The organism is Sphingomonas sp. LM7, assembly GCF_002002925.1.
Classification (GTDB): domain Bacteria; phylum Pseudomonadota; class Alphaproteobacteria; order Sphingomonadales; family Sphingomonadaceae; genus Sphingomonas.
The window spans coordinates 3536216-3556274 of sequence record NZ_CP019511.1; the positions used below are offsets into that span (position 1 = coordinate 3536216).

At 66.2% G+C, this 20059-nt stretch carries 15 protein-coding genes; 8 read left to right on the forward strand and 7 right to left on the reverse strand.

The features are described from left to right. Positions 1-7: 7 nt before the first annotated feature. The 6 genes from BXU08_RS16440 (at position 8) to BXU08_RS16465 (ending at position 9580) form a co-directional block, all read left to right on the forward strand. Entirely contained in the window at positions 8-841 is an 834-nt protein-coding gene (locus BXU08_RS16440) for a helix-turn-helix transcriptional regulator (RefSeq protein WP_077511032.1), read from the forward strand. A 620-nt stretch (positions 842-1461) separates the two neighbouring features. Beyond that, a complete protein-coding gene (locus tag BXU08_RS16445; RefSeq protein ID WP_077511033.1) occupies positions 1462-4200 on the forward strand; it encodes a TonB-dependent receptor plug domain-containing protein in 2739 nt (912 codons plus the stop codon). A gap of 80 nt (positions 4201-4280) precedes the next feature. Further along, a complete protein-coding gene (locus BXU08_RS16450) occupies positions 4281-5813 on the forward strand; it encodes a serine hydrolase (RefSeq protein ID WP_171982552.1) in 1533 nt (510 codons plus the stop codon). 160 nt (positions 5814-5973) lie between these two features. Beyond that, on the forward strand, positions 5974-6558 hold the full coding sequence (locus tag BXU08_RS16455; protein WP_077511035.1) for an RNA polymerase sigma factor: 585 nt from the start codon (positions 5974-5976) through the stop codon (positions 6556-6558). Positions 6559-6884: 326 nt separating this feature from the next. Further along, positions 6885-8162, forward strand: a complete 1278-nt coding sequence (locus BXU08_RS16460) for a M20/M25/M40 family metallo-hydrolase (RefSeq protein WP_077511036.1) — start codon at positions 6885-6887, stop codon at positions 8160-8162. Further along, positions 8159-9580, forward strand: a complete 1422-nt coding sequence (locus BXU08_RS16465) for a CapA family protein (RefSeq protein ID WP_253190402.1) — start codon at positions 8159-8161, stop codon at positions 9578-9580. The genes BXU08_RS16460 and BXU08_RS16465 overlap by 4 nt, the downstream gene beginning before the upstream one ends. A 7-nt stretch (positions 9581-9587) precedes the next feature. Here BXU08_RS16465 and BXU08_RS16470 read toward each other — a convergent pair whose 3' ends face one another. After that, positions 9588-10484, reverse strand: a complete 897-nt coding sequence (locus BXU08_RS16470) for a LysR substrate-binding domain-containing protein (protein WP_216352879.1) — start codon at positions 10482-10484, stop codon at positions 9588-9590. 171 nt (positions 10485-10655) lie between these two features. On the opposite strand from BXU08_RS16470, the gene BXU08_RS16475 reads away from it, so the two are divergent. Next, positions 10656-11822: an FAD-binding oxidoreductase gene (locus BXU08_RS16475; RefSeq protein ID WP_077511039.1), complete on the forward strand. Its 1167-nt coding sequence runs from the start codon at positions 10656-10658 to the stop codon at positions 11820-11822. Positions 11823-11890: 68 nt separating this feature from the next. Here BXU08_RS16475 and BXU08_RS16480 read toward each other — a convergent pair whose 3' ends face one another. Continuing rightward, on the reverse strand, positions 11891-12637 hold the full coding sequence (locus BXU08_RS16480; protein ID WP_077511040.1) for a siderophore-interacting protein: 747 nt from the start codon (positions 12635-12637) through the stop codon (positions 11891-11893). Then, the gene (locus BXU08_RS16485; protein ID WP_077511041.1) at positions 12637-13332 is read right to left on the reverse strand and encodes an O-methyltransferase; all 696 of its coding nucleotides are present in this window, start codon (positions 13330-13332) and stop codon (positions 12637-12639) included. The genes BXU08_RS16480 and BXU08_RS16485 overlap by 1 nt, the downstream gene beginning before the upstream one ends. A 122-nt stretch (positions 13333-13454) precedes the next feature. Here BXU08_RS16485 and BXU08_RS16490 point away from each other — a divergent pair, with 122 nt between their 5' ends. After that, on the forward strand, positions 13455-14276 hold the full coding sequence (locus BXU08_RS16490; RefSeq protein WP_077511042.1) for a helix-turn-helix domain-containing protein: 822 nt from the start codon (positions 13455-13457) through the stop codon (positions 14274-14276). Between the two features lie 133 nt (positions 14277-14409). Here BXU08_RS16490 and BXU08_RS16495 read toward each other — a convergent pair whose 3' ends face one another. From BXU08_RS16495 to BXU08_RS16510, 4 genes are read right to left on the reverse strand one after another with little or no spacing between them, the layout of a single operon-like run. After that, complete coding sequence (locus BXU08_RS16495) at positions 14410-15120, reverse strand: ABC transporter ATP-binding protein (protein ID WP_077511043.1); 711 nt, start codon at positions 15118-15120, stop codon at positions 14410-14412. Positions 15121-15129: 9 nt separating this feature from the next. Next, entirely contained in the window at positions 15130-16512 is a 1383-nt protein-coding gene (locus tag BXU08_RS16500) for an ABC transporter permease subunit (RefSeq protein ID WP_077511044.1), read from the reverse strand. Further along, positions 16509-17939, reverse strand: a complete 1431-nt coding sequence (locus tag BXU08_RS16505; RefSeq protein ID WP_077511045.1) for a DUF3526 domain-containing protein — start codon at positions 17937-17939, stop codon at positions 16509-16511. The genes BXU08_RS16500 and BXU08_RS16505 overlap by 4 nt, the downstream gene beginning before the upstream one ends. Next, positions 17939-20047: a TonB-dependent siderophore receptor gene (locus BXU08_RS16510; protein WP_150125555.1), complete on the reverse strand. Its 2109-nt coding sequence runs from the start codon at positions 20045-20047 to the stop codon at positions 17939-17941. The genes BXU08_RS16505 and BXU08_RS16510 overlap by 1 nt, the downstream gene beginning before the upstream one ends. Positions 20048-20059 lie beyond the last annotated feature (12 nt).

Here is a 20059-nt window from a genome sequence, read left to right on the forward strand (position 1 = left end):
CCTGTCGATGAGCCGGGGGCGGCTGGCGTCCGAGCTTGGGGTCGACAAGTCGCTGGTTGGCCGCTGGGCTTCGGGAAGCGTCCGGCCATCGCCCCATAATCTCGAGCGGCTCACGCATTTCCTGGCGAACAAGCGTCCCGGGCTGACGCTGCTCGACTGGGAACGCGACATGCCCGATTTCGCCAGCCTGTTCGGCGTGGATATCGCGCCGTCGCCGGCGGAATCGATCAGCCTCAGCCTGTCGAGCCAGCTGCTCGACGTGGTGCGCAATTCGGTGGATTCGCAGATCGAAGCCTATGAGGGGTTCTGGCGTACCACCCATGCCTCGGTATTCGAGCCGGGCCGCTTCTGCCAGCAGCACGGCATGATCCGGCGCGAGAACGGCGGTATGCTGCGGTTCGAGCTCGGGGCGGACAATATCCGCTATGGCGGATCGATGTTCCCGGTCGAGGGGCAGGTCTTCGCCATCGGCAGCGACAGCGTGCGGCATGTACCGTCGTTCCTGATCCTCAATGTCGTGCCGATGCCGCGGATCATGCTGCTGGACGGGCTGTTGATCGCGGCGAGCAGCTCCTTGCGCGTTCCCACTGCCTATTCGATCATCTTCGAGCGGATCGGCGACTTGTCCGGAGACCGGATTGCCGACGACGCGCATGTCACCGATCTGATGGCACGTCCGGAATTCCCGGAGGACCAGGGCGCCGTGTCAGAGGTCGTGCGAAGCCATCTGTTGCGCGACTTCGGACCTGAAGCCGAGCGTAACGGCGGCGACCTGATGCTCAGCGCGACGCTGACGCCGCGGTTGGGCCAGATCGTTGCACTGCTGAACCGGCAGAAATAGCTATTTCCCGGGCGGCAATGCGCCGCCGGGCGGCCAGATTCAGGAACGAACCCGGCCGCCGGGGAGCAATCGTCAGAAGACGAACCGGAAGCCCCCGGTGATCGCCGCCGCTTGCCCAATACGCCGTCATAGGCGACGCCGAGGCTCGGGTTGGGCGAAAGCCGCCAACGCGCTTCGACCATGGCGACGCCCGCATTCTCGGACTGGGCCGGCGCCTGGACGCGCGGCAAGCATGATCGGAGGCGTGCAATGGGTCATGGTGTGATCTTTCGTTCCGATTGAGCGCCGCACCCGCTCGGGTCCAAGAACTCAGACGGCAGAAGGCGATACAACCGCGCCGCTAGGCAAGTCGTCGGTCCGATGCATCGGCCGTCGTCAGGCGACGCGCAAAAAGCAACCCGTAGCATTCAGCGGTGGTCTCGCGAGGATTCTCCCGCGTCGCGCGCTGCTATCTTCTCGCGGCGCAATCCCGGTTGAAGCGCCTTAGCTTTGCCCCGCCAAACCGTGGCGAATGCATCGTCCCTAAAAAAGAGGCCCCGCCACATTCGGAAACCTCGAATGCCGACGTCTACTCCCCAGCGGGTCGGCTTCCGAACGAAGCCCCAGAAAAAGGGGAAGACATGAAAACCTGGGATCTACGGCGTCTCCTGATGCTCACCACGGCCGCCGGTGCCGTCGCCTTCGCCTCGACAGCAGCGAATGCCCAGGTGTCCGCCGAAGCGGCGGTGGAGGAAGCCACGCTTCCGGCGGTCGAAGACCAGGCGGAGTCGGGCGAGGGCGAGCCGGACATCGTCATCACCGGATCGCGTATCGATCGCGCCGGCTTCGATGCGCCGACGCCGACCACGGTCATCGGCGGCGACGATCTGCTTCGCGGCGATCGGCCCAGCATCGCGCAGGTGCTCAACGACTTGCCGCAGTTCCGCGCATCGACCACGCCGGTCACCAATTTCTCGGGCACTGCATCGGGATCGTCGCCGGCCGATCTGCGCGGCCTCGGCACCTCGCGCACGCTGACCTTGCTCAACGGGCGGCGCTTCACCGGCGCAGGCGATCTGAACACCGTGCCGCAGGGGCTGATCAGCCGCGTCGAAGTCGTCACCGGCGGCGCATCGGCGGCATGGGGTTCGGGCGCGGTCGGCGGCGTGGTCAACATCCTGCTCGACGACAAGCTCGCTGGCCTGACGATCGGCGCGCAGACCGGCATCTCGTCGCGCGGCGACGCGTATCGCTATGGTTTCGACGGCGCGTTCGGAACGAGCTTCGCGGGCGGCGCCGGCCACTTCATGATCGGCGCGCAATATTTCAACGACGAAGGCGTGCTCGATCGCGACACGCGGCCCAATCTGGGCAGCACCACGCTCTATACCAACCCGGCCGGCTCGGCGCATGCCTTCGTAATCGCGCGCGACGTGAACTATTCGAACGCCAGCGTCGGCGGCCTGATCACCACCGGCGTCCTTGCCGGGCAGACCTTCAACCAGGACGGCACGCTGCGGCCATTCCAATATGGCAGCCCGCGCGGCACCCAGGTGATGGTCGGCGGCGAAGGCACCAGCCTTCGCGACGAGACTGCGCTGTCGGCGCCGCACGAGCGGCTCAATGGTTATGCCCGTGCCAGCTTCACCGTCGGCGACGCGAAATTCTGGGTGGACGGCAGCTATTCGCGGATGTCCGCCGAATATCCCTTCTATGCCGAGAGCAACCGCGACAACATCACCGTATCGCGCGACAATCCGTTCCTGCCCACGGCGATCCGCAATCGGCTGCTCCTGGCCGGGCAGACCAGCTTCCGGATGGGCCGCGTGTTCGAGGATTATGGCTATCGCACCTTCGGCTATACCCGCGAGACAGTCGACGTGGCGGTCGGCGTCGACGGATCCTTCGCCGACGGGAAGTGGCGGTACAGCGCCTATTACGGCCATGGCCAGCTGTCCGACGATCGCGGCTATCTCAACCAGAAGCTGACTGCCAATTTCAACCGCGCGATCGACGTGGTTGCGTCGCCGGCCGGCGGCGCGCCGATCTGCCGCGTCGCGCTGACCGATCCGACGACGGCATGCCGCCCGCTCAACCTGTTCGGCGAAGGCAATGCCGATCCGGCGGCGGTCGCCTACGCCTTCTCGTCGGCGGCGCATGTCCGCAACACCACCAAGCTCGATACCGCAGCGGTCAGCCTGCGCGGCGACCCCTTCTCGCTATGGGCCGGGCCGGTATCGATCGCCGTCGGCGCCGAGGCCCGCTGGGAATCGATCGGGTCGAGGGGGCTCGACCCGCTCTCGGCGGCACAGGCGTTCACCACCTTCAACTTCTCGTCGATCGAGGGCGCGTTCAACGTCAAGGAAGGCTTTGGCGAAATCGCAGTGCCGCTGCTCGACCAGGATTTCAGCAAGCTCGAATTCAGCGCCGCCGGCCGCTACAGCCATTACAGCAATACCGGCAGCGTCGGATCCTGGAAGCTGGGCCTCACCGATCGGATCTATGGCAACCTGCTGTTGCGCGCATCGCGATCGCGCGACATCCGCTCGGGCAGCCTGAGCGAGCTGTTCAACACGCGTTCGACCACCCAGTCGAACATCGCCGATCCGACCACCCAGACCACGTATCAGATCGTGACCTATGGCGGCGGCAACCCCGCGCTCGATCCCGAGATCGGCGAGACGACGACGATCGGCGGATCCTATTCGCCGCCGTTCATTCCCGGGCTGAACCTGTCGGTCGATTATTTCGACATCCGCATCAAGGGCGCGATCGCGACGCTCAGCGGGCAGGACATCGTCACGCGTTGCGCAAACGGCAACACCGCCTTGTGCGGCCAGATCGTGCGCGCGAACGGCGTGATCACCACGGTGTTCGCGACCTTCGTCAACCTGGCCGAGTACAAGACTCACGGCATCGATTTCGAAGCGTCCTATCTGCTGCCGCTGTCTAGCCTGTCGGCGTCGGTGCCCGGCTCGCTGCGCTTCCGCGGACTGGCCACCTATGTGCCCAGTCTGACCACCGACGATGGCGTGTCGAAGATCGAATATGTCGGCGATGTCGGCGAAGCGGTGCCGTTCGGCACGCCAAAGTGGCGCGCCACGGCGAGCCTGACCTACCAGGACGAGGTGTTGAGCGTGGACGCCCGCGCGCGCTATGTCGGCGGGGGCACCTGGAACCACCTGCTCGATATCGAGAACAACGCGATCTCGGCGCGGACCTATATCGATCTCGGCGCGCGCGTGCGGATCGCCAATCTGACGCTCTCCGCCAACGTCAACAATCTGTTCGACATCGATCCGCCGCTCACCACGACCGGCCAGATCCACTATGACCAGATCGGCCGCTATTTCTCGATGGCCGCGAAGATCAGCTTCTGACGAAACGCTGTCGCTCCGGCGCGATCGCGGGCAGGTTCCCGCGCTCGTGCCGGACGGGCACGAGACCGGAGGGAATGTACATGCGCTCACGCCGCCGCGGCCTGTCATATCGGAAATACGGCGCGCTGCTGCTGTTGGCGCTTGCCACGCCGTCCTTCGCCCAGCCGGTATCGACGCCCGATATCGACTCGATCTTCTCGAAGTTCGGCAACCAGACTCCGGGTTGCGCGGTGGCAGTCGATCGGCCGGGGCAGCCGGTGCTGACCCGCGCATATGGCATGGCCGATCTGGAGCATGGCATCCGCAACTCGGCCGACACGGTGTTCGAGGCGGGATCGGTTTCGAAGCAATTCACTGCCGCCGCGATCCTGACGCTGGTCGATGCCGGCAAGCTGACGCTCGAGACCGACGTCCGCACGATCATCCCGGAACTGCCCGATTACGGCGCGACGATCACGGTCGACATGCTGCTCAACCACACCAGCGGGTTGCGCGACTGGGGCGGGGTGGTGGCGCTGGCGGGCTGGCCGCGGACGACGCGCGTGCACAGCCAGGCCGACGTGCTCGCCATCATCGCCCGGCAAAAGGCGCTCAACTACGCGCCCGGGGCCGAATCGAGCTATACCAACAGCGGCTACAACCTAATGACCGAGATCGTCCTGCGGGTCAGCGGAAAGACGCTTGCGCAGTATAGCCAGGAGGTTTTCTTCGCCCCGCTGGGCATGGCGCACAGCCAGTGGCGGGACGATTATCGGCGGATCGTTCCCGGCCGCGCGCAGGCCTATGAGCGGACGGGTGAGCGCTACCAGCAGGAAATGCCGTTCGAGAACGCCTATGGCAATGGCGGGCTGCTTACTACGGTGGGCGACCTGCTGATCTGGAATCGCGCACTGGACAGCGGCAAGCTAGGCGGCTTCGTGACGACGAAACTGTCGGAGCGGAGCACGCTGCGCGATGGCCGCAAGCTCACATATGGCCGCGGGCTGTTCAATTACCGGTTCCAGGGAGTCGAGGAGATCGCGCACGCAGGCTCGACCGCGGGCTATCGCGCGTGGCTGGGCCGCTATCCGGCGAGCCGGCTGTCGGTGGCGCTGCTGTGCAATGCCGCGGATGCCGATACCGGCATGGGCCGAAAGGTCGCCGCGCTGTTCCTGCCCAAGGCGCCGGCGGCCGAGCGGCCGGCAAAGACGTTCGACGGGCTGTTCGTCGATCAGGCTTCCGGCACCCCGCTCGACCTTGCGCGCTATCAGGCGAACGAAAGCCGGATCGTGTCGAAGGACCGGATCGAGGTCACCGGGCGCGACGGGAATATCGCAGTGTTCCTGCGCACTGCGCCGGTCGCGATCGGATCGGTGAAGCTCGACGACTATGCCGGCCGATATGCCAGCGACGAAATCGATGCGACCTATGACATCGCGGTGGGAACCGACGGACTCGTCTGGCGCATCCGCGGCCGGCCAGAAGCGAGCCAGGTGCTGACGCCGGTGTACCGCGACGGCTTCAGGGCAGAGGGCGTCACGGTTCGCTTCGTGCGCGGGGAGTCGGGGCAGGTGACTGCGCTGACGGTCAGTGTCGAGCGCGCGCGCAACGTCCGGTTCGCGCGCCTGCGCTGAATCCAGGTCTCTGAAATCGTTGCGAATGTTCCGCCATTTTTCGGCGGCGCAGCGCGTGCGTGTTGCGCAATCAGGCCCCAGCAGAGGTTATGCAGATTCGGAATGACCCGTTCGACATCGGCATTGGACGGCCTGTGTCGCAGGGGGCAGCATCCTCCTTATGGGGGAAAATCGGCAGTTTTATGACGAGTTCAGCGGCCGGCTGAGATTGTTCGTGGCCGCCAGATCGAGCAACAAGAGCGATGTCGACGATATCGTTCAAGAAACATTCCTGAAATATCATTCGCGCGGGCCCGGGCTGGAGATAAAGTCGTCTATCGGATATCTCTACGGCATTGCGATGAACCTGATGATAGACCGCAGCAGGCGGCGCTCTCCGTTGATGAACTCGATAGATATAGAGGCTGTCCGGGAGGAAAGCCTGTCGGTTGCGCCGTGCCAGGAACATGGCCGCCGCCTCGATGACCTTCAGCGCGCCTATCAGGCCGCGCTCGATGAACTATCCCCCCGTTGCGCGGAGGTGTTTCATCTTCGCCGCCATTGCGAGAAGAGCGCGCCCGATGTCGCCGCGCAGCTCTCGATAACGACGCGGATGGTGCAGAAGCACATGGTCGCCGCGATGGCGCACCTTCAACTTCGGCTGCGGCCGTTCCTGGTCGATGACGAATTCTCCGGGGATTGCGGTGCGGAGTCCAGGCCGCCGGCCAGGTGCCAGATGGCGTCGAGCTCGGCGGCGCATGCATAGCTTGCCGGGTCGTTGCGCAGTGCCTCGAATTCGGCATTCGACAGCGGCGTGTCCGCCGTGATCCGCGCGACGAGCCGCGCGAACGTCTCGGGATCGATCCCTGGACTCGTCATGCGGCAGCAACGCCGTTGTTCAGGCGCGCGCGATGGCGATGCGCAACCGTTCCTCTCTCCATATGCTGACGCCTTTGCATGCGTTGATCCCAGCAAGATGCGCGAGCGCGCCGATTGCGAACCCCGCGTGCGAAATAAATCCGGCAGTTCGCTTCACGGGTTCGGATGCGTCCTCTCTAGTGCCGCCGTCTTCCGCGCGAAAGGATCTGTTCCATGGCTTCCCTCTCCTTCCTCGCCACGATGCTTGCGCTTGGAGCCGGGCCGGCGGCCGACGCCCGCAGCGACCAGCTCGCCAAGGCGGTGCTGGCGAGCGCATCCTATCGCGCCGCGGTCGCGCAGCTCGATCGCGAACATGGCCGGATCGTCGAGGATATCGTCACGCTGACCGAGATCCCGGCGCCGCCTTTCAAGGAGGCCAAGCGTGCCGCCGCGTATCGCGAGATGCTGGCAAAGGCGGGGCTCGGCGATGTCGAGATCGACGAAGAAGGCAACGCGATGGGTCTCTATCGCGGAACGGGGCCGGCGGGCGGTCCGGTCATCGTGCTCGCGGCCCATCTCGATACCGTGTTTCCCGAGGGGACCGAAGTGAAGGTCCGGCGCGAGGGCGATCGTCTCCACGCGCCCGGTATCGGCGACGATACGCGCAGCCTCGCGGTGATCCTCGCTTATGCGCGCGCGATGAAGGCCAATGCCGTCAAGACCGGCACCGACATCCTGTTCGTGGGCAATGTCGGCGAGGAAGGACCCGGCGACCTGCGCGGCGTCCGGTATCTGTTCACCCGCGGCAAGTACAAGGATCGCATCAAGGCATTCGTGTCGATGGACGGCACCGACGCCCAGCGCATCGTCACCGGCGGCGTCGGATCGAAGCGCTATCGCGTCACTTATAAGGGCCCGGGCGGACACAGCTACGGCGCGTTCGGGCTGGTCAATCCGATGGCCGCGATGAGCCGGACGGTGGTCGATCTCTACACGCTCGCCGTGCCGAAACTGCCCAAGACCACCTATGCCGCCAGCGTCACCGGCGGCGGCACTTCGGTCAATTCGATACCCGATGCGGTGTTCATGGAATTCGACATGCGATCGGAGAGCCCGGCCGAACTCGCCAAGGTCGAGAGCCGCTTCAAGCAAATCGTCGCCGCCAGCACCGATGGCGAGAACGCCGCCCGCGATACCCGCGAGGGCAAGGTCTCCGCCGACCTCAAGCTGATCGGTGATCGTCCTGCCGGCAGCACGCCCGCCGCAGCTGATATCGTCCGGATCGCCACCAGCGTGATCCAGGCAAAGGGCATGACGCCGGCTGCATCCTATTCGTCGACCGATTCCAACCTGCCGATGAGCATGGGCATCCCGGCAATCACGATCGGATCGGGGGGCAAGGGTGGCCGCGCGCATTCGCTCGACGAATGGATCGACGTCGAGAAGGGGGCAAGCGTGCAGGGCATGTCGGTCGGTCTCGGCATTTTGCTCGCCGCGGCAGGCGCCAAGTGAGTGCCCGTCTCGCCCGCCGCGCGACGTTGCTGCTCGGTGCCGCGATCGCCGCTGCGCTCCCGCAGGCCGCCAGCCATGCACAGGAAGCGCTGACTACCACGCCGGTGCCGACGACGCCGATCGCGGGCGAGTTCACGCTCGCCGCCGCGGGGGACCTGATCTACCTGCGTCCGATGCTGGCGACACTGGAGGCGCGCAGCCCGGACATGGTGCGCCTGCTGCGCAGCGCCGACGTGACCTTCGGCAATTTCGAGACCACGGTGCTCGATCTCGCGACGACCAGGGCCGTTGCGCAAGCCGAATCTGGCGGCACATGGATGCTCGCCGATCCGCGGGTTCCCGACGACGTCGCCGCCCTCGGCTTCGACATCGTCAGCCATGCCAATAATCATTCGACCGACTGGGGCGTGGAGGGAATGGCGGAAACCGGCCGCCGCCTGACCGACGCGAAGCTGGTCTGGTCGGGCACCGGCGTGAACATGACCGCCGCGCGCGCGCCGCGATATATCGATGTGGCGAAGGGGCGCGTCGCGCTGGTCTCCGCGACTTCCACCTTCACCCCGATGTCGCGGGCGAGCGATGCCGTGGGCGAGGTCGCGGGACGCCCCGGGGTCAACAGCATCCGCACCGTGCGCACGGCATTGGTGACCGCCGACCAGCTCGAAGTGCTGGGCGCGATCGCCGCCAAGTCTCCGCTGCGCACCGATGGCCGCGCTGGCGAGGCAGTGACGCTGTTCGGCAATCGCTTCGCAGCAGGGGACACGGGCGGAAAGTATCTCGATTATCGCTACCGGATGAACGACGGCGACCTTGCCGAGAATATGCGCGCGATTCGCCAGGCGAAGCAGAACGGCAATTTCGTGATCTATTCGGTCCACAATCACGAACCGGGCAACGGCTTCCAGGAGCCCGCCGATTTCGCGATCGAGCTGGCGCGCAAGGCGATCGATGCCGGCGCCGACGCCTATATGGGTCACGGGCCCCACCAGCTGCGCGGGATCGAAATCTACAAGGGCAAGCCGATCTTCTATTCGCTCGGCAACTTCGCGATGATGAACAACTCGCTCGACGCAGTGCCTGCCGACATGTTCGACCAGTTCGGTGTCCGGCCTGACAGCGCGACGGTGCCCGAGCTGTTGCAGGCCCGCAACGCGCGCACGTTCGGCGATCCGGTATTGTATGAATCGGTGATCGCGCTCTCGCGCTATTCGGGCGGGGCGCTGGCGGAGATCAGGCTCTATCCGATCGACCTGGGGGTTGAGGTCAAGGGCGCCGATCGCGGCGTGCCGCGCATGGCCGCGCACGCGCATGGCGCCAGGATCCTCGAGCGGCTGCGGGCATTGTCCGCGCCGCTGGGAACGACGATCCGAATCGAAAACGGCGTCGGCGTGATCCGGCTCGGCGCAGCCGCGAAATAACGCGGAGTCAGGACAGGCGCATCGCGGGCAGCGTGTTCGCGGCCTCCCAGACCTGGTTGACCGACTGGCGGGTGCGATCGGCGGAGCGGTACATGCGGATCTGCATTCGCACGTCCGCGCCGAGATCGCAGAGATGCCCGCTCGCCAGGTCGCGCCGGATCAGGCTCTCGGGCAGCCAGGCGACACCATGCCCTGCGAGCACCATCGCCTTCAGAATTTCGGCAACGGCATTGTCGTTGACGTGGCTGGTGGTCAGCTGGACGTTCGAGACGCGCGCCGCATAGGCGCTCAATCGGCCGAGGAACGAATTCGGGCCATAGGCGAGCAGCGACGTCTCGCCGTCCAGCGCGAACAGCGGCTTGCCGTCCTCGCAACGCGACGCGGCGAGCAGCCGGTCCTCGCCCAGCACGATGAACGGGAAACGCTCGGGGTCGATCGACAGCGGGACTGCGTCGTGATGGAAAGTGAGCAGGAAATCGCTCTTCCCCTCGACCAGCGATTCGATGCAATTGTGCGAATTGTCGGCGAGCACGTCTGTCTTGAGCGGGCCCAGCGACCGCTCGATGTCCTTGAGCCATTCCGGAAACACGCTCAACGCCAGGGTGTGGAGCGCGGCAAAGCTTATCGTCCGGCGCGAGAGCTGCCGCCGCGCCTGCATGTCGGCGCGCGCGTCCTGGAGCATGTTGAGCACTTCCTCGGCGGTCTCGCGGAACAGCCGCCCCTCATGGGTGAGCGAAGTCGGGAAAGTGCTGCGATCGATCAGCGAGGTTCCCAGCCACAGTTCCAGCGCCTGGATGCGGCGGCTGAATGCAGATTGGGTGACGTTGCGCGCGATCGCCGAGCGCGAGAAGCTGCGCGTATCGCACAGGCTGACAAAGTCCTCGAGATGCTTCAGGTCCATCATGGGTCCGCACGGGCAAGAGGGAGCGCTCCGACGCTGTCCCCAACCCTGGTGACATTGTCAAAGATCGCGATGCCGCCGGTTGCGATGCGGTTCGCTTCATGCGCCCGCCCGCGTCTTAGAGTGCGGACGGAGAAGGTGCCGCGAACGGCATGACTGGAGAGGTTTCTCGCAATGCGTAAACGTGTCGATGTGCTCGTGATTGGCGGCGGCATCGCGGGCATTTCGGCGGCGGCGCGCATCGCGCGCCACGCGGAGACCGTCGTCCTCGAGCAGGAATCCGCGCTTGGCTATCATTCGTCCGGACGCAGCGCGACCTTCTACCATTTCGGCATCGGCAATGACTGCGTTCGCGGGCTGACCGCGGCGAGCAGCGATTTCTTCGCCGATCCGCCGGCCGACTATGCCGATGGCCCGCTATGGACCGAAAAGCCCGCGCTTTTCATCGCCGACCAGGCATCGCTTTCCGAGCTCGAGGCGCTGCGTGTCGAGATGGACCGCTTCATCGGCACCGTCACGCGCGTGGGCCCGCAGCGGATGCTGGAGATCGTTCCGGCGCTCAAGACCGGCGAGGGCGGCATCGTTGCCGGATTGCTTGATACCGGCGGGCGCAAGCTCGATGCCGATGCGCTGTTGCAGGCCAATGCCCGCGCATTCCGCAAGGCCGGCGGCACGATCGTGTTCGACGCCCCGGTAAGCGCCGTTGCCCGGGCGGGCGATCGCTGGGAGGTCGATACGCCCGAACAGGGCTATTCCGCGCGCATCGTCGTCAACGCCGCGGGCGCCTGGGCCGATGAACTTGCCGGCATGGCGGGCGTGCGGCGGCTCGGATTGCAGCCATTACGCCGCACAATCATCGGTTTCGCGCCGCCGGCGGGCCTGGACGTGTCCGGATGGCCATTTCTCAAGACAGTCAGCGAGGACGGATTCTACATGTTACCCGACGCCGGCCTTCTCCTCGCCTCGCCGATGGACGTCACCCCGCACGACCCCTGTGATGTTCAGCCCGATGATTACGACATCGCACTTGCGGCATGGCGCGTCGAGGAGGCGACGACGCTCCAGGTCTCGCGGATCAGCACCCGCTGGGCGGGACTGCGCAGCTTCGTAGCGGACAAGGTGCCCGTCGCCGGCTTCGCACCCGACGCGCCGGGATTCTTCTGGCTTGCAGGCCAGGGCGGCTACGGCCTCCAGACATCACCGGCGATGGCGCTTGCCGTCGAGGCACTGATGTTTGACCTGCCTTGGCCGGACCAGCTTTCGCGGCAGGGACTGCGCGCTGAGCATGTTCGCCCCGACCGATTGTATCGTACCGTGCAGGCGACCCCTTCGGATAACTGAGCGGTAGCGATTTGCGGTTCGATCTAAGGACATCCGAACCGGTTTCTTCGAGCGTGTTCGGGGCAGGGTTAGTCGAGGCCGGTCTTGCCCGGTGCCCAATAAGCTTTGCTCAGGATCCTGTTCGATGGGACTCCCAGCTGCTTCAGCGTCTGGCGCACGCGCTGGATGGTTCCGGCCTTGCCGGACAGGACGAATGCACTTCCAGATGCCGCAAGCGGAGCCAGCCTTGCTTCGATTTCCACAAGATGCGCATCGCCTGCCTCTCGCGCGATCAGCGAGAATCCATCGAGCGCGAGCTTCGACATGACGGTGCGGCAGGCATCGACATTGCCGACCTCGAAGCTGCCGACGACCGGGGCCGTGCGATCGCTGTGCACGAGCGCATGGGCGAGACCGATCGACGTCTCGTCCCCGAAGATTGCCAGCGGTCCGTCGACGCGGCTGGTGTCGAGCGATGCCCGCGGACCGAAAATGTCGCATCGGGTGTCGGGAACCGCGTCCCGCAACCAGGCGCTGCCCGGCCCCGTGCCATGGGAATAGCCCAGGATGCAGGCGCGCCCCGTAACCGCGTTCCATGCAATCGGGGTGTAGGTCCGCGCGAGGAAGGCCGAACCCATCGCGACCTGGATTTTCTGACCCGGCGTCCAGACTACGTCCTTAAGCGCCGCGCCTTCCAAGGTGATCAGCCGGAAGCCCTCGGCCAGCGTCTCATTTGCGGTCACTGTCGCACGCTTCATCAACAGGCGGATCAACGCCTGATTCAGGCGGCCAGGCGCCTTGACGACGTTTGGCTCAGGGGTTTCGATCGACAGCATCACCGGATCCGCACCGTGAATTCATTGCCGCGCCCCTCGTCGATCGCGAGCGCTTGTGAGAAGTATCCGTTTGCGGGATCGCGGACATAGGCCTGGTATTCGGGATCGAAGGCGTTCTCGCCGAGCACGATCGCGCCGGGACGGAGATGGGGCCCTATCAGCTTCAGCACCGGCAGATAGAGCGAGAAGGCGCCGTCGATGAGCAGGAGATCGACTGCGCCGCCGACATCGGCGAGCGTCTCGCGCGCATCGCCTTCGCGGACCTCGACGAGATCTGCGAGGCCGGCGGCTTCGAGATGCCCGCGCGCTCGCGCAACTTTGCCTGGTTCGAGTTCGCTGCCGATCAGCGTGCCTCCGCCATTGTCGCGCAACGCCGCGGCCAGGTAGATCGTGGAGATCCCCATCGAAGTGCCGAACTCGACGATCCGCGCCGCCTTGCTCGCGCGCGCCATCGCATAGAGGAACTGTCCATATTCGGGCGAAACCGAGAGGAAGTGATCGGCATAGCCCTGATAGACCGGGCGAAGTCCCGTCTTCTCGTCCGCAAGCAGCTTCGCAGCCCATTGCTGGGCGCCCGCGCCGGACGCCTCGATTTCGGTCATCACCTGCTCGAAATGCGCGTTATCGGCCTCGTGTGCGGCGCGATGCAACGTATCGAGCAGTCCCGCGACGATCTCCGTTTCCAATGTGTTCATTATGCTCGCCCTTTCCGGCTCGACTGATCTCCTGCGAACCGATACGGGCATTCGTAAATGGCGTCATTGCGAAGGCTGGACAGAATGTTATCCGCTTCGGCCAATCACGCGAAAGGCAGGCCGTGCCGATCCTCACCGAACTGAGCGGTGACGAGGATTGGGTCGAGCCCGACGATGTGCCGCGTCCGGTGGTGAGCTACGGCTTCATCGCCGAGGATTTCGGCGGTCTCGAAATCGATCTCCACCGTCATCGCAAGGGTCAGATCGTGCTGGTGCAACGCGGTGCCCTGAGCTGCGAGGTAGAGGGCGGCTTGTGGATCGTCCCGCCCCGCAGCGCAGTCTGGATTCCGGGAAGCGCCCTGCACGCGATCAAGGTGAGCGGTACGCTGGAAGGCTATGGCGCGTTCGTCGATCCGGCGTTCAGCGCCGGCCTGCCGACGCGATGCTGCGCCGTTTCGGTGACGCCGCTGTTGCGCGAGCTCCTCACCCGCGCCGCGCATTTGCCACTTCTCTATGAGGAGAATGGTGTGAACTCGCGCCTGATCGCGGTGCTGCTCGATGAGCTTGGCGCGGCTGAGATCGAGCACCTGCATCTGCCGATGCCGAGCGACGTCCGGCTCCGGCGGATCGTCGAGGAGATGATGGCCATGCCCGCCGATCGCGGCACGATCGATCTTTGGGCGAAGCGTGCCGGCCTAAGCGAACGGACGCTGGCGCGCGTGATCCGCCGCGAGACAGGGATGAGCTTCGGCCGTTGGCGGCAGCAACTCGGCATCATGCTCGCGGTGAAATGGCTCGCCGGCGGGGCGTCGATCCAGCAAGTCGCGGGCGATCTGGGATATGAAAGCGTGCCGAGTTTCGTAACGATGTTCCGCAAGGCGCTGGGAACGTCACCCGGCCGCTACATGGCCGAGCGTCATACCAGCCAGCCTCGATCACTATAGCTTTATCAGGGCCGGGAACGATCAGCCGTCCTCGACGAGCGGCCGAATTGCGGAACCGTGCGAGCAGCGACCATGAAGCGCCGGCCCTCGCCCGCGACCGGCCCCGCACCAATCACAGCGAAGTGCCCGTCATTCAGAAACTTCGCCCCATTTCTTCGAGATACAGGCTTTCAAGCTCGACTGCGGTGATATCGGCCGCGTCGATCATCCGCCGCAATCGGCCTTCGCGCATCAGCCCGATCCGCGTGCCGACTTCGCGTGCGCGGAACAGATCATGCGTGACCATCAGCACCGCCGCGCCGGCGTCGCGCTGGCGGACGACGAGCGCGTGGAACTCGGCCGAGGCCTGCGGATCGAGCCCCGAGGTCGGCTCGTCGAGCAGCAGCGCGCGTGCCTGCTTGGCGATCGCGAGCGCGATCCCGACCTTCTGCCGCATCCCCTTCGAATAGCCCGAAGCGCGACGGTCCATCGCCGTCTCGGCCAGCCCGGCCTGGGCAAGGCATTGGCGCAGATAGATTGGCGAGCGGTCCTCGATGCCCGACAGCGCGGCGAAATAAGCGAGGTTCTCGAGCCCGCTCAGTTCGCCGAACAGCGCGATCTGTTCAGGCACGTAAAGCATTTTGCGCTTGGTGCCGGTGGGATCGCTGCGAACATCGACGCCGTCGACGCGCGCCTCCCCCGAACTCGGTTCGAGGAAGCCGAGGAACAGGTTGATCGTCGTCGTCTTGCCCGCGCCATTGGCGCCGAGCAGGCAGACGATCTCGCCGGGGGCGACGCGAAGGTCGAGCGCGTCGAGCGCGCGGTGGGTTCCGAAATCCTTGGTCAGTGCGACGGCTTCCAGCATGATATTTCCTCAGAGCAGCTTGGCGGCGCCGCGGCGCAGGCGAAGCGCGGCGAGCGTGAGCAACAGGGCAGTGAACAGGAGCAGCGCGGCGAGGTTCGCTGCCAGCGGCGCCGCTGACGACGGCTCGATAAAGGCGAAGCGCGGCAGCCCGGCATCGTAATCCGGGAGCGTCATCAGCCGGCCCTGGTCCATCCAGTCGAAGGCGAGCCGCCGTGCCTTGCCGGCAAAGGCGCGGGCCTGGTCCTGGAAGGCGAGCGCGCGGCTGGCGTCGGTGCCGGCGACGCGATCGAGCGCGTCCTGCGCGATCACGGCGGGCGAGAGGAAGCGAATGCCCTCGGCCAGCGCGCGATGCGCTTCCCACTGCCCGGCCTGCGCGCGGTGGATCGGGCCGAGCCGCGCGTCACGCTGCGCGATCTCGCCGCGGCTGTGCCAGAGCGACGCGGGGTAGAGGTTGCGCGGCTCCCCCGTCGCGGCGGCGCGCGCGGCGGCGGCATTGGCGGCGCGGACTTCGAGCCCGGCGGCGCGGATCGCGTTGGTGTACGCCATGTCCGAGGGCGCCGGCGCCGACAGGTCCGCCGCTGCGGCAATCGCGCCGGGGAGCAGCACCACGATCGCGAGCCAGGCGGTCCCGCTCGCCAGCGCCGCGGTGGTCGAGGCGCGGACGAACAGGTTGATCAGGCTGGTCAGCGCGATCCAGAACCCGCCATAGGCAAGCACCACCGCGGCAAAGCGCAGCAGGTCGCCGGCGTCGCGCGCGCCTGCGAACAGCAGGGCACCCACGGCGACCAGCACAGATCCGGCGAGCAATGAGCCGCCACGGACGATCGCACGCGTGAGGATCAGCCGTGCCGGCGCCACCGGCTGGGCAAGCTGGAACCGCGCGCTGCCATTCTCTACGTCGCGCGACCAGAAGTCGTATGTCGCGGCGATCAGCAGCAAGGGTAGCAGCACGACGATCACGAAGGCGAGGTCGAAGCGGCCGGCGGCAAGCACCGACGGACTTTCGAGCCCGGCCATATGCGCTTCGAAGATGGTGTAAGGATCGAGGAACGGCGCGATGCTGGCCGCAGCCGGATAGCCCTCGGCCTGCCCCGCAGAGACCGCGGCGAGCGGCGCATTGGGCAGCCCGGCGCGGAACGGCAGCGCGGTCGCATAGATCAGCCCGAAATTGGGTTGCTCCCCTTTGGCCACCATCTTGGCGAACGTCTCGCGCCGCTGCGCCATCGTCTCGTCGGCCTCGGCGACGGCCTGGCGCACCGCGGTCTCGCGCGCCTCGGCCCAGCGCGCGCCGGTGAAGGCGGCATAGCCGGCGAGCAGTGCGAACAGGATCAGCGCGATGCGCAGCACCGGGTCGCGCCAGGCACGGACCCATTCGAGTTGCGCGATGGTCATGCGCTTGCCCTCCCCAAGCGGCGTGCGGCCGCGAAGGCCAGCAGGGTTGCAAGGCCCGCCCAGAGTGCAAGTATCGCCAAATCTATCCAGTGGCGGGTAAGCGCGTCCCTCGTCGTCGGCGCGACGGGTGCAAACTTCGCGTCACGCGTGATTGCGGCGGCGTCGGCGAGATAAGGACCTTCGCTGCCGTCCTTGGGGCGATGAATGATCGCGCGGTTAAGTGTCTGGACCAGCCCGTAGCGGAAGCCGTCGGCCTGTTCGAGGAAGCGGCGATGCGCGTGCTGGTCGCTCTGTGCCAGCGCCGCGGACCAGGGCCGGATCGCCTGGAAGGGTGAGAGCAGTGCAAAGCCGCGCTGGATCGCCGCCTGGCGGTCGTAGCCATCATAGAGCACGGCGAATTCGCGGCGATAGATGTCGGTCGACAGCGCCTCGCCGTGGAACAGCGAGACGCCGTTGAAGTCGACCGGCAGATCCTCGATCCGCGTCACGCCATAACGCTTCATCGTATCCTGGCGCAGCCGTTCGAGCCGGGCGTCGCGCGGATCGTGCCCGCTGGGCCCTTCGAGCACTGCCTTGGTCACCGCCGCTTCGAAGGCGGGGCCCGACAGCGTCGGCGCGAGGGCCTCGGCAGCCGAGGGCGCGATCCGCGGCACGAACAGAGTCGCCATTGCCCAGAAGGCAAGCAGCACGACCAGCGCCGTCCGTGCCGAGCCGAAGGCCGCCGACGTGGCGAGCGTCAGCCCGGCGAAGGCGAAGAGATAGAGGCCATAGCCGAGCATCATCCACAGCAGCACGACGAAGTCCGAGCCCCCGCCGCCAGCAAACCAGAGCGATCCCGCCCCGGCAACGCTCGTTACCAGAAGCAATAGCGCGACGGTCCCGCCCAGCCCGGCCAGCCGCCCCGCCATCAGCGCGGTGGGCGCGACGCCGGCGGCGAGTTCCTGGCGCAGCAGCCCGCGCGCCCGCTCGCCCGAAAAGGCGGCGAAGCCGGAGAGGATGACGAGCAACGGCGCCAGCACCTGGAGCATCGTCGCCGGGCTCAGCCCGCCGAAGCGATCGAGCGCGGTGCCGCCGTCGATCGCTCGGTTGCGCGCCGGATTGTTGGCGTGCGCCTCGAGCTTGAGCGAGGTGCCGAGCTGGGGCAGCAGCCCCGGATCGATCGTCGCGAGCGGCGATACCGGCTTGAACAGGTAACGGCCGAAATGCGCCGCGCTGTGCGGATTGGCCGGGCCCTGTGCGCTCCAAACCCGGGCTTCCTCGGCCTGGGCGAGGCGGCGTTCGCCCTCGTGCACGCTATGGAGCGCGGCGGCAGCGATCGCCGCGGCGCAGAGCGCGAGCAGCAAAGCCGCAGCCAGCACCGCCAGCCGGCGGTCGCGCACGAGCAGCCGCCATTGCTGGCCTGCGATGACAGGCAGGAGCCCGGCCATCAATAGTTCGCCCGCAAGGTCAGCAGGAAGCTGCGCGGTTCGCCGTAGAAGTTGTACGTGTTGATCGATCCGACGCGCTGATAATAGACCTTGTCGAACACGTTGTTCGCGCTGACGAACGCCCGGACATTCGGACTGAAGCGCCAGCCGAGCTGCGCACCGGCAATTGCGAACGGTGCCTGCTCGCGGACGCCAGCCACGCCGCCGGCAACGACCCCGCTCTGCCCGTTGACGCTGACCGAGGCGAATGCGCCGCCCAGAACCGCCGGCTCATAGCGGGCATAGAATTTATACTGATGCCGTGGTGTGTTGAGGTCGAAAACCGCCCCGGTCTGCGCCGCGGTGCCGACCGCATATTCGGTCTTCACATTGGTGTAGCTCGCAACGAGGTCCAGCCCCGCGATCGGCCTGCCGGTCACTTCGACCTCGAACCCTTCGATCTCGACCACGCCCGCCTGGACGAAGAAGCCGGGATTGGCGGTATCCTGGAGCGCGCGGTTCTTGTCCTTGCTGCGGAACGCCGCGGCGCTGGCGTTGAGCGCGCCGCCGAGGAAGCGGCCCTTGAGGCCGGCTTCGTATTGATTGCCCAGGCGCGGATCGAGGACGGTGCCGTCGGCGCGCAACGCGGTCTGCGGATTGAAGATATCCGAATAGCTGCCGTAGAGCGTGACGTTCTCGGCCAAATGCAGCACCGCGCCGATGCTCGGGGTGACTTGCCCGCGCGCGCGGGCGCCCTCGACGAAATCGGTGACCGGCGAGGGCGCGATGCCCCGCGTCTTGTTGGTATAGTCGCTGATCCGTCCGCCCGCGACGATGGTCAGCCCGTCAAAGGGCCGCAGCCGGAGCTGGGCGTGGAAGCCGCTCTGCTGCAGGTCGGTCTCGCTGCCCGAGGTGTAGACCGCCGGCGCAAGCGGAATCGCATCGGGGTTTAGGATCGAATAGCGGCCCACCGATGTCTGGCTGCGCGAGAGGAACGAGGTGGTCCGCTTGTCCCAGCTATAACCGACCGCCAGTTCGTGCTCGCGTCCGAACAGCGTGAAGGGGCCGGTGGCATAGGCATCGACCGCGGTCTTGCCGTTCACGCCTTTGCTGCGGCGGTTCACATAGTCGGCGGTAAGCGTATCGGGATCGACGCCGGTGCCCGGCCGGATGAACGCATCTTCCCAGGCGCGCGGGATGTCGCGGTGCAGCGCGCGCACGACCAGCGACCAGTCGCCGATCTGCTGCTTCACTTCGCCAGCATATTCGGTCGTGGTCTCGGTGAACAGATTGCTGCTGGGCAAATGCTGGAAATCGCGCGGCAAGTTCAGGAACTGGTCGGTCAGCGGATGCCGGGTGCCGTTCGCGCGCAGACCATAGGCCGGCTGGCCGTTCATCGGCGTATCTGCCTTGGTATCCTGATAGCTGAGCGACGCGCCGATCGTCGTCGTCGGGGTCACATCGAAGTCGAGCGCGGTATAGGCCGTGAGCTTGCGGGTGTGCGACTTGGCCTGAAAGAAATCGCGGTCGTGCAGCGCACCGACCGCGCGCAGCCGCAGCCGCCCGGCGGCGTCCACCGGCCCGCCAATGTCGAATTCGCCGCGAACATTGTTCCACGACCCCGCCGAGAACGCGGTCGAGGCTGCGAACTCGTCCTGCCCGCGCTTGCGGATCAGGTTGATCGTGCCGCCCGGCGATCCCGAACCGCGGAATAGGCCAGTCGGGCCGCGTTGGACCTCGAGCCGCTCGTAGATCACCAGATCGAACTCGGGTACGCCCGACGAGAAGGTCGAAGGCACCCCGTCATAGGCATAATCGAGCACGAAGCCGCGCGCGCGGTAATCGGGGTTGGTGCCGTCGAACGGCATCACGGTGACGCCGGTGACTTGCTGGAGCGCTTCGCCGATGGTGAAAAGGTTACGGTCCTCGATCTGCTGGCGCGTGACCACGCTGATGGACTGCGGGATCTCGATCAGCGCGGCCGGGCTCTTCCCCCCGACCGTAGCCTTTTCCGGCGCATAGCTGTCATCTTCGCGAACGCCCGTGACGACGATGTCCGAACGGCGCGAAGGCTCGTCGACGGACGTCTGCGCCGCGGCAGGCATGACGATCAGAGGCAGGCCCAGCAACAGGCCCACCCG

Bases quoted from the DNA above. Each gene is read 5' to 3' on its own strand.
- BXU08_RS16440 (WP_077511032.1), top strand. From the start codon at position 8: ATGAGCCGGGGGCGGCTGGCGTCCGAGCTTGGGGTCGACAAGTCGCTG.
- BXU08_RS16445 (WP_077511033.1), top strand. From the start codon at position 1,462: ATGAAAACCTGGGATCTACGGCGTCTCCTGATGCTCACCACGGCCGCC.
- BXU08_RS16450 (WP_171982552.1), top strand. From the start codon at position 4,281: ATGCGCTCACGCCGCCGCGGCCTGTCATATCGGAAATACGGCGCGCTG.
- BXU08_RS16455 (WP_077511035.1), top strand. From the start codon at position 5,974: ATGGGGGAAAATCGGCAGTTTTATGACGAGTTCAGCGGCCGGCTGAGA.
- BXU08_RS16460 (WP_077511036.1), top strand. From the start codon at position 6,885: ATGGCTTCCCTCTCCTTCCTCGCCACGATGCTTGCGCTTGGAGCCGGG.
- BXU08_RS16470 (WP_216352879.1), bottom strand. From the start codon at position 10,484: ATGATGGACCTGAAGCATCTCGAGGACTTTGTCAGCCTGTGCGATACG.
- BXU08_RS16475 (WP_077511039.1), top strand. From the start codon at position 10,656: ATGCGTAAACGTGTCGATGTGCTCGTGATTGGCGGCGGCATCGCGGGC.
- BXU08_RS16480 (WP_077511040.1), bottom strand. From the start codon at position 12,637: ATGCTGTCGATCGAAACCCCTGAGCCAAACGTCGTCAAGGCGCCTGGC.
- BXU08_RS16485 (WP_077511041.1), bottom strand. From the start codon at position 13,332: ATGAACACATTGGAAACGGAGATCGTCGCGGGACTGCTCGATACGTTG.
- BXU08_RS16495 (WP_077511043.1), bottom strand. From the start codon at position 15,120: ATGCTGGAAGCCGTCGCACTGACCAAGGATTTCGGAACCCACCGCGCG.
- BXU08_RS16500 (WP_077511044.1), bottom strand. From the start codon at position 16,512: ATGACCATCGCGCAACTCGAATGGGTCCGTGCCTGGCGCGACCCGGTG.
- BXU08_RS16505 (WP_077511045.1), bottom strand. From the start codon at position 17,939: ATGGCCGGGCTCCTGCCTGTCATCGCAGGCCAGCAATGGCGGCTGCTC.